We start from the raw sequence: 6,665 nt of genomic DNA on the forward strand, positions 1-6,665 counted from the left end.
ATGAAATATTACATGTGGTACTCTATATCGACCGGCCTTCGCACGAAAAGCCGGTCGAATACGGTTATCAACGGCCAAACGATCATTCGGCTGCAAATTGCACTTTCATCGTGGCCGGATCGGACGGCTTTTTCATAAAGAACGGCAGCATATCCGAAAGCGGCAGCCGGTGCGACACCAGCCGCGCCATGACATCGCCATCCGTTTCCAGAATGGCAAGCGCCTGCGGTATGTTGCGGTTCAGCGAATGTGAGCCGACAAGCTTCAGCTGCCGCCGGAAGATTTCGAAAGGCGCAACCGAGATACGGGCATCCGGCGCGCAGACACCGAAAAACAGCGCCGTGCCGCCATCCGCGACCAGCGGGATCATTGCTTCCGCAACAGCTGCGATGCCGGTCGCATCCGCCACGAAATCGAACGCCTTCTGTTGCCGCAGCAGCGCCTCAGACCCGGAAACCGCCGTCTGAAGTCCAAGACTTTCAGCGAAGTCCAGCCTGCTTTCGTTGATGTCAGCAATCGTCACCGTCGCGATGCCGCGTGATTTCAGCGACAGGGCGAGCAGCAGGCCGATGGGGCCGGCGCCAAAAACAAGCGCATTGCCCGGCACCGACCCACTCTCGCCAATACCCGCGCTCTGCATGCCGTTGACGACGCAGGCGAGCGGTTCGGCAAGTGCTGCCACGTGATAGGGCATGGAACCTATGCCATGCAGTTGGTCGGCGCGCACCACGCTGAATTCCGCAAAACCGCCATTGTGGGAAACGCCATAGGCCTTCAGCGTGCTGCAAAGGTTGGTAAGCCCTTTCCTGCAACTGGGGCAGGTGCCGCAGGGCAGATTGGGATCGACGACAACCCTGTCGCCGACCTTGATGCCTGTGACGTCTGCCGCCACCGCCGCGACTTCACCGGCATATTCATGGCCGGGAATGACGGGAAAGGCACCGTCACCGTAACGCGCATGCAGCACGTCGATATCGGTATGGCACAGCCCCGAAGCCTTGACCCGGACAAGGGCATGCCCCGGTGGCAGATCGGCGACGGGCACGTCCGTAAGCACGGCACGTCCCTTCTCGACGAATTGAATCGCATGCATGGTCATCTCCGGCTTTTCAGCTCATCCAGTTGCCGCCGTCGACATTATATGTCTGGGCGAGAATATAGTCGCTGTCGGAAGAGGCGAGGAAAACTGCAAGGCCCTTGATGTCATCCGGCGTGGCGAAACGGCCGATCGGCACGGATTTGGCCACCGCCGCCTTCTTCTCACCCGGCTTCAAGCCTTCCCATTTGGCGAAATGCGCATCGACCACTTCCCAATGCTCGCCATCCACGACACCCGGCGCAATCGCATTGACGTTGATGCCGTGTTTGACGAGCGCCAGCGCCGCCGACTGCGTGGCGGAAATGATCGCCGCTTTGGAAGCGCAATAAAGCGTGACGAGCGCCTCGCCCCGCCGACCGGCCTGGCTCGCCATATTGATGATCTTGCCGCCGCGCGCGCGCGCGATCATGACATTGGAGACGGCCTTCATCATGAAAAGCGGCCCCTTGAGATTGATGTCGAAAACCCGCTCATAGCTCTCTTCGGTAATGCCGTTGATCGGCGCCATATCGAAGATCGCGGCATTGTTGACGAGAATATCGATGCCGCCGAATTCCTCATCGACCGCCTTTACAACCGCATCGATCTGACCAAGGTCAGTCACGTCCAGCCGGATGGCCTTGGCGGATGGGCCGATAGCGGCTGCAGAAGCGGTTGCCCTGGCAATATCGATATCGGCGATGATGACCTTTGCACCCTCATCGGCGAAAGCCTGTGCAAAACCAAGGCCGATGCCGCGGGCGGCGCCGGTAATCAGCGCGACCTTGTTCTTCAATCTCATGTCGATCTCCGTGATGCATGGCGGGTAATGGATGAACTCGGCCATGCGCGTTTGTGTTAGATGCGATTTTCTCACTCCCCTCATTCCTGTGCTTGTCACAGGAATCCAGCTGACGCGCGTCTGCGTGGCGAGAGAGTCCTTTTCAGCCCAAGGACTTGGGCTGACTGGATTTCTGTGACAAGCACAGGAATGAGGGCGGCGGGTGCGCCAGCCCCACCCATGCCGCCCGCCGCCAAAGTGACGAACGGGCGGCACGCCGGGAGGACGCGGCTACTTGATGTAGCCCGCGCGGGTCATATCACGCTCGACCTGTTTCTGGGCGCCTTCGAGCGCCGTATCGACGGTCTGCTGGCCGGAGAGTGCTGCCGCAATCTGCTGGCCGACAACCGTGCCGATCGACTGGAATTCCGGTATGGCGACGAACTGCACGCCGGTATAGGGAACCGGATCCTTTGTCGGCTTCGACGGATCGGCGGACATGATGGCTTTCAGCACCGTATCCGCAAAGGGTGCGGCTTTCTTGTATTCTGGCAGCTCATAGGTGGATTTGCGCGTACCGGGCGGCACGGCGACCCAGCCTTCGCTTTCGCCGACCGTCTTCACATAGTTCTTCGAGGTCGCCCATTTAACGAATGACTTGGCGGTTTCGAGCTTCTTCGTTGTGTTCGGAATTGCAAGGTTCCATGACCACGACCAGCTCGATCCGTTCGGCGTTGCCTCTACCGGAGCACGGGTGAAAGCGGTCTTGTCGGCAACCTGGCTCTGTTTGGGATCGTAGATACGTCCCGCAGCCGAGGTGGCGTCGATCCACATCGCGCAATGGCCGGATGCGAACAGCGTCTGGTTCTCGTTAAAGCCGTTGGTCGCCGCACCGGGCGGGCCGTAGGAGGTCATCAGCGCAACATAATCCGAGATCGCCTTTTTCCACGGCTCGCTCGTCAGCTGCGGCTTCCAGTCCATGTCGAACCAGCGTCCACCATAGGTATTGATCATGGTACCGAGGAAAGCCATGTTCTCGCCCCAGCCCGGCTTGCCGCGCAGGCAAATGCCATATTGCTGTTTCGACTTGTCCGTCAGCTTGGCCGCGAAGTCCTTGATCTGGTCGTAGCTCGGATTATCAGGCATTTTCAGGCCGGCCGCGTCGAACAGGTCCTTGCGGTAAAGGGTGAACGAGCTTTCGGTATAAAACGGCACCGCGTAAAGCTTGCCGTCCACCGTCAGGCCCTTTTTGATCGGATCGAGCAGATCGGCGTAATCGTAATCGTCGCCGAGATCATCGACCGGAGCCAGCCAGCCCTGCTTGCCCCAGATCGGCGCTTCGTAACCGCCGATGGTCATGATGTCGAACTGGCCGCCATTGGTGGCGATATCGGTGGTGACGCGTTCGCGCAGAACATTCTCCTCCAGCACGATCCAGTTGATCTTGTTTCCTGTTTCCTTCTCCCAGGCGCTGGAAAGCTTCTGCATGATGATCATGTCGCCATTGTTGACGGTGGCGATGTTGATTTCTTCCGCCTGCGCAAGTCCGGCCAAAAGGCCCGCTCCAACCACAGACGACGACAGAATTCCAATGAATTTGCTCATGAGACCCGCTCCTCCTTTACGGATGTCCACGCATAACAATACATGCGTAAATTTTTATCTCGCAAAATCGCGCCATTTGTCAACATCCAAAAATAAACTGTGACGTGAGCACTCTTGGATATATTGCTATAACTCGCTGTTTTAAATTCGATAATGTCATCAAAAATAATTACATGATCCGCTTTACTTGCTGCATCGCAACAAAAACATCATCAAAAAATATCTTGACGCGCGTAAATTTTAGCTGATATCCGGAAAATAACAGAGCCGGGACGCCGGGGATTTGTACCCACCGGAAAGGTGGGAGCCGAATGTATATGGAGGAGATGATGAGGCAGGTATCCGCACTTGCGCCGCACGCGAAAGGCCCGACCATTACGGCGGGTGAAATCCTCGTGGAAATCATGGCGACGACAGTGGGCGACGGCTTTCTCGAGCCGCAAACGCTGATCGGCCCCTTTCCAAGCGGCGCGCCCGCCATTTTCATCGATCAGGTCGCGCGTTGCGGCGGCAGCGCCGGCATTATCGCGGCGGTTGGCGATGACGATTTCGGCCGCCTCAACATCGAGCGGCTGCGCCGTGACGGCGTGGACATATCGGCCATCGCCACCATTGCGGACCGGCCGACCGGCAGCGCTTTTGTCCGCTACAGGGAAAACGGCGCACGGGATTTCGTTTTCAACATCGCCCATTCGGCAGCGCGCGAAACGCACATGACTGATAAGGCGCAGGCTCTCATCGAACAGGCGGGCCATGTGCACGTCATGGGATCGGCATTTGCGATTGCCGGTATCGGCGAGATCATTCTCGAGGCGATCAAAAGCGTCAAGGCGCGCGGCGGCTCGGTGTCTTTCGATCCGAACATCCGCAAGGAACTGGTGCAGGGTAACGAGGGCCGCAAGCTGATCGACGATCTCCTTGATGTCACCGACCTTCTGCTGCCTTCCGGCGAAGAACTTCAAGCTGCCTCCGGTCTGGATGACGAGGACGCAGCGATAGAAAAGCTCCTCGCCTCCGGTATCGGCGAGATCGTGCTGAAGCGCGGCGCGCAAGGCGCCAGCCACTTCAGCCGCGCCTATGGCCGCATCGACGCCCCCGGACTGACGGTCTCGGAAATTGATCCGACCGGCGCCGGCGACTGTTTCGGCGCAACTTACCTCACCTGCCGCCGCCTCGGCATGCATCCCGAAAGAGCGCTCGCCTATGCCAATGCATCCGGCGCGCACAACGTCATAAAGCGCGGCCCCATGGAGGGCGCTGCCAGCCTTGCCGAACTTGACGCCTTCATGACCGCGCTATTGTCGGAGGAAGTCCTATGACCGCCATTCTGGAAAACCTCGCCGCCGCGCGCCGTGCCGGCAAGCCCGCAGGCATCACTTCGGTCTGCTCTGCCCACCCCGTTGTCCTGCGCGCCGCAATCCGCCGCGCCGCTGCCGGTCAAACAGCCGTGCTGATCGAGGCCACCTGCAACCAGGTCAATCATCTCGGCGGTTATACCGGCATGACGCCGCGCGACTTCGTTACCTTCGTCAACAGCATTGCGCAGGAAGAAGGACTGCCCGGCGAGCTCCTGATTTTCGGCGGCGATCATCTCGGTCCCAATCCCTGGCGCAAGGAGAAAGCCGAGGACGCGCTGACAAAAGCAGCCACCATGGTCGAAGCCTATGTCACAGCCGGTTTTCGCAAGATTCATCTGGATGCGTCGATGGGCTGCGCCGGTGAGCCGGCCGCACTGGATGACGTGACCATTGCCAATCGTGCGGCAAAACTCGCGGCTGTCGCCGAAAAGGCAGCCGTGGAGGCGGGCCTGCCAAAACCGCTTTACATTCTCGGCACCGAAGTGCCGGTGCCGGGCGGCGCCGATCACGTGCTCGACACGGTGGCGCCCACCGAGCCGCAGGCGGCGCGCACGACCATTGACCTGCACCGTGAGATATTCGCGCAGCACGGTCTTTCCGATGCGTTCGAACGGGTCATTGCCTTTGTCGTGCAGCCCGGCGTGGAATTCGGCAGCGACAATGTCGTCGCTTACAATCCGGATGCGGCCACGGCGCTCAGCGCCGTACTGGACGGCGAACCGCAACTGGTCTTTGAGGCGCACTCGACGGATTATCAAACGAGAGCAGCGCTTGGCGCCCTTGTGCGCGATGGATATCCGATCCTGAAAGTCGGTCCGGGGCTGACCTTCGCTTACCGCGAAGCACTCTACGCTCTCGATATGATCGCATCCGAGATGGTCGGCGGCTATGGCGACCGGCCGCTGGCGCGGACCATGGAACAGCTGATGCTCGGCGCGCCCGGCGACTGGCAGGGTCACTACCATGGTGATGACATCACGCTCAGATTGCAGCGTCACTACAGCTACAGCGACCGCATTCGCTATTACTGGACAAGGCCCGAGGCGCTCGCAGCCGTTTCCGCCTTGCATAAGGCGCTTGACGGGAAGACAATTCCCGAAACCCTGCTGCGCCAATACCTCGGCGAGCTGCCGCTCGCCACGGTTGCAGGCAAGGATATGGAGGAGGTTCTGATCGCCGCGGTGGATCAGGTGCTAGCAACCTACCATGCGGCGACGGGCGAAGGTCGCTGCTAAGACAATCGTCAAGTTAAATTCGGATGCCCCGGCGGAGACGTTGCGGGTATCGGTCATGGAGGGGACTACCAATGGCAACACGAAACACGAGCGGTCTGGCGCGGGTTATGCTTGCGCCTTCGGTGCTGCTTTTGCTGGTGTGGATGATCGTGCCCCTGGCGATGACGCTGTGGTTTTCGTTCCAGAACTACAATCTCCTCAACCCTGCCAATGTCAGCTTCGCGGGCCTGTTCAATTACCAGTATTTCTATACCGATCCGGCCTTCTTCCAGTCGATCTTCAACACGCTTGCCATCGTCGGCGGCGTGCTTCTGATCACTGTCATCGGCGGTATTGCGATTGCGCTTCTGCTTGACCAGGACATCTTCGGTCAGGGCATCGTGCGCATCATGATCATCTCGCCCTTCTTCGTCATGCCGCCTGTCGCGGCGCTGGTGTGGAAGAACATGATCATGCATCCCGGTTACGGCGTACTTGCCGATCTGTCGCGCTTCTTCGGCCTGCAGCCGGTCGACTGGTTCGCGCAGTTTCCGCTGCTCTCCATCATCATCATCGTCGCCTGGCAATGGCTGCCCTTTGCAACGCTGATCCTGCTCACAGCCCTGCAG

Annotated in this window: 6 protein-coding genes; 3 read left to right on the top strand and 3 right to left on the bottom strand. The window is 59.4% G+C overall.

The window, feature by feature from the left end; translation table 11 throughout:
• Positions 1 to 82: 82 nt before the first annotated feature.
• From GH784_RS06615 to GH784_RS06625, 3 genes are all read right to left on the bottom strand, one after another.
• The gene (locus GH784_RS06615; RefSeq protein ID WP_065705505.1) at positions 83 to 1,093 is read right to left on the bottom strand and encodes a D-altritol 5-dehydrogenase; all 1,011 of its coding nucleotides are present in this window, start codon (positions 1,091 to 1,093) and stop codon (positions 83 to 85) included.
• Positions 1,094 to 1,109: 16 nt separating this feature from the next.
• A complete protein-coding gene (locus GH784_RS06620) occupies positions 1,110 to 1,880 on the bottom strand; it encodes a galactitol 2-dehydrogenase (protein ID WP_025595922.1) in 771 nt (256 codons plus the stop codon).
• Between the two features lie 270 nt (positions 1,881 to 2,150).
• Positions 2,151 to 3,464: an ABC transporter substrate-binding protein gene (locus GH784_RS06625; RefSeq protein WP_013761438.1), complete on the bottom strand. Its 1,314-nt coding sequence runs from the start codon at positions 3,462 to 3,464 to the stop codon at positions 2,151 to 2,153.
• Positions 3,465 to 3,775: 311 nt separating this feature from the next.
• Here GH784_RS06625 and GH784_RS06630 point away from each other — a divergent pair, with 311 nt between their 5' ends.
• From GH784_RS06630 to GH784_RS06640, 3 genes are all read left to right on the top strand, one after another.
• The gene (locus tag GH784_RS06630) at positions 3,776 to 4,783 is read left to right on the top strand and encodes a tagatose kinase (RefSeq protein WP_161986949.1); all 1,008 of its coding nucleotides are present in this window, start codon (positions 3,776 to 3,778) and stop codon (positions 4,781 to 4,783) included.
• Positions 4,780 to 6,057, top strand: a complete 1,278-nt coding sequence (locus GH784_RS06635) for a D-tagatose-bisphosphate aldolase, class II, non-catalytic subunit (protein WP_035199362.1) — start codon at positions 4,780 to 4,782, stop codon at positions 6,055 to 6,057. Before GH784_RS06630 ends, GH784_RS06635 begins: the two co-directional genes overlap by 4 nt.
• Before the next feature lie 71 nt (positions 6,058 to 6,128).
• On the top strand, positions 6,129 to 6,665 hold a 537-nt coding region (locus GH784_RS06640; RefSeq protein WP_194842950.1), incomplete at its 3' end, for a carbohydrate ABC transporter permease.

Origin of the sequence: Agrobacterium tumefaciens (genome assembly GCF_009649785.1) — a bacterium.
Taxonomy (GTDB): Bacteria; Pseudomonadota; Alphaproteobacteria; order Rhizobiales; family Rhizobiaceae; genus Agrobacterium; species Agrobacterium tumefaciens.

Excerpts from the sequence above, each read along its gene's own strand:
- GH784_RS06630 (WP_161986949.1), top strand. The coding sequence starts at position 3,776 with ATGTATATGGAGGAGATGATGAGGCAGGTATCCGCACTTGCGCCGCAC.
- GH784_RS06635 (WP_035199362.1), top strand. The coding sequence starts at position 4,780 with ATGACCGCCATTCTGGAAAACCTCGCCGCCGCGCGCCGTGCCGGCAAG.
- GH784_RS06625 (WP_013761438.1), bottom strand. The coding sequence starts at position 3,464 with ATGAGCAAATTCATTGGAATTCTGTCGTCGTCTGTGGTTGGAGCGGGC.
- GH784_RS06620 (WP_025595922.1), bottom strand. The coding sequence starts at position 1,880 with ATGAGATTGAAGAACAAGGTCGCGCTGATTACCGGCGCCGCCCGCGGC.
- GH784_RS06615 (WP_065705505.1), bottom strand. The coding sequence starts at position 1,093 with ATGCATGCGATTCAATTCGTCGAGAAGGGACGTGCCGTGCTTACGGAC.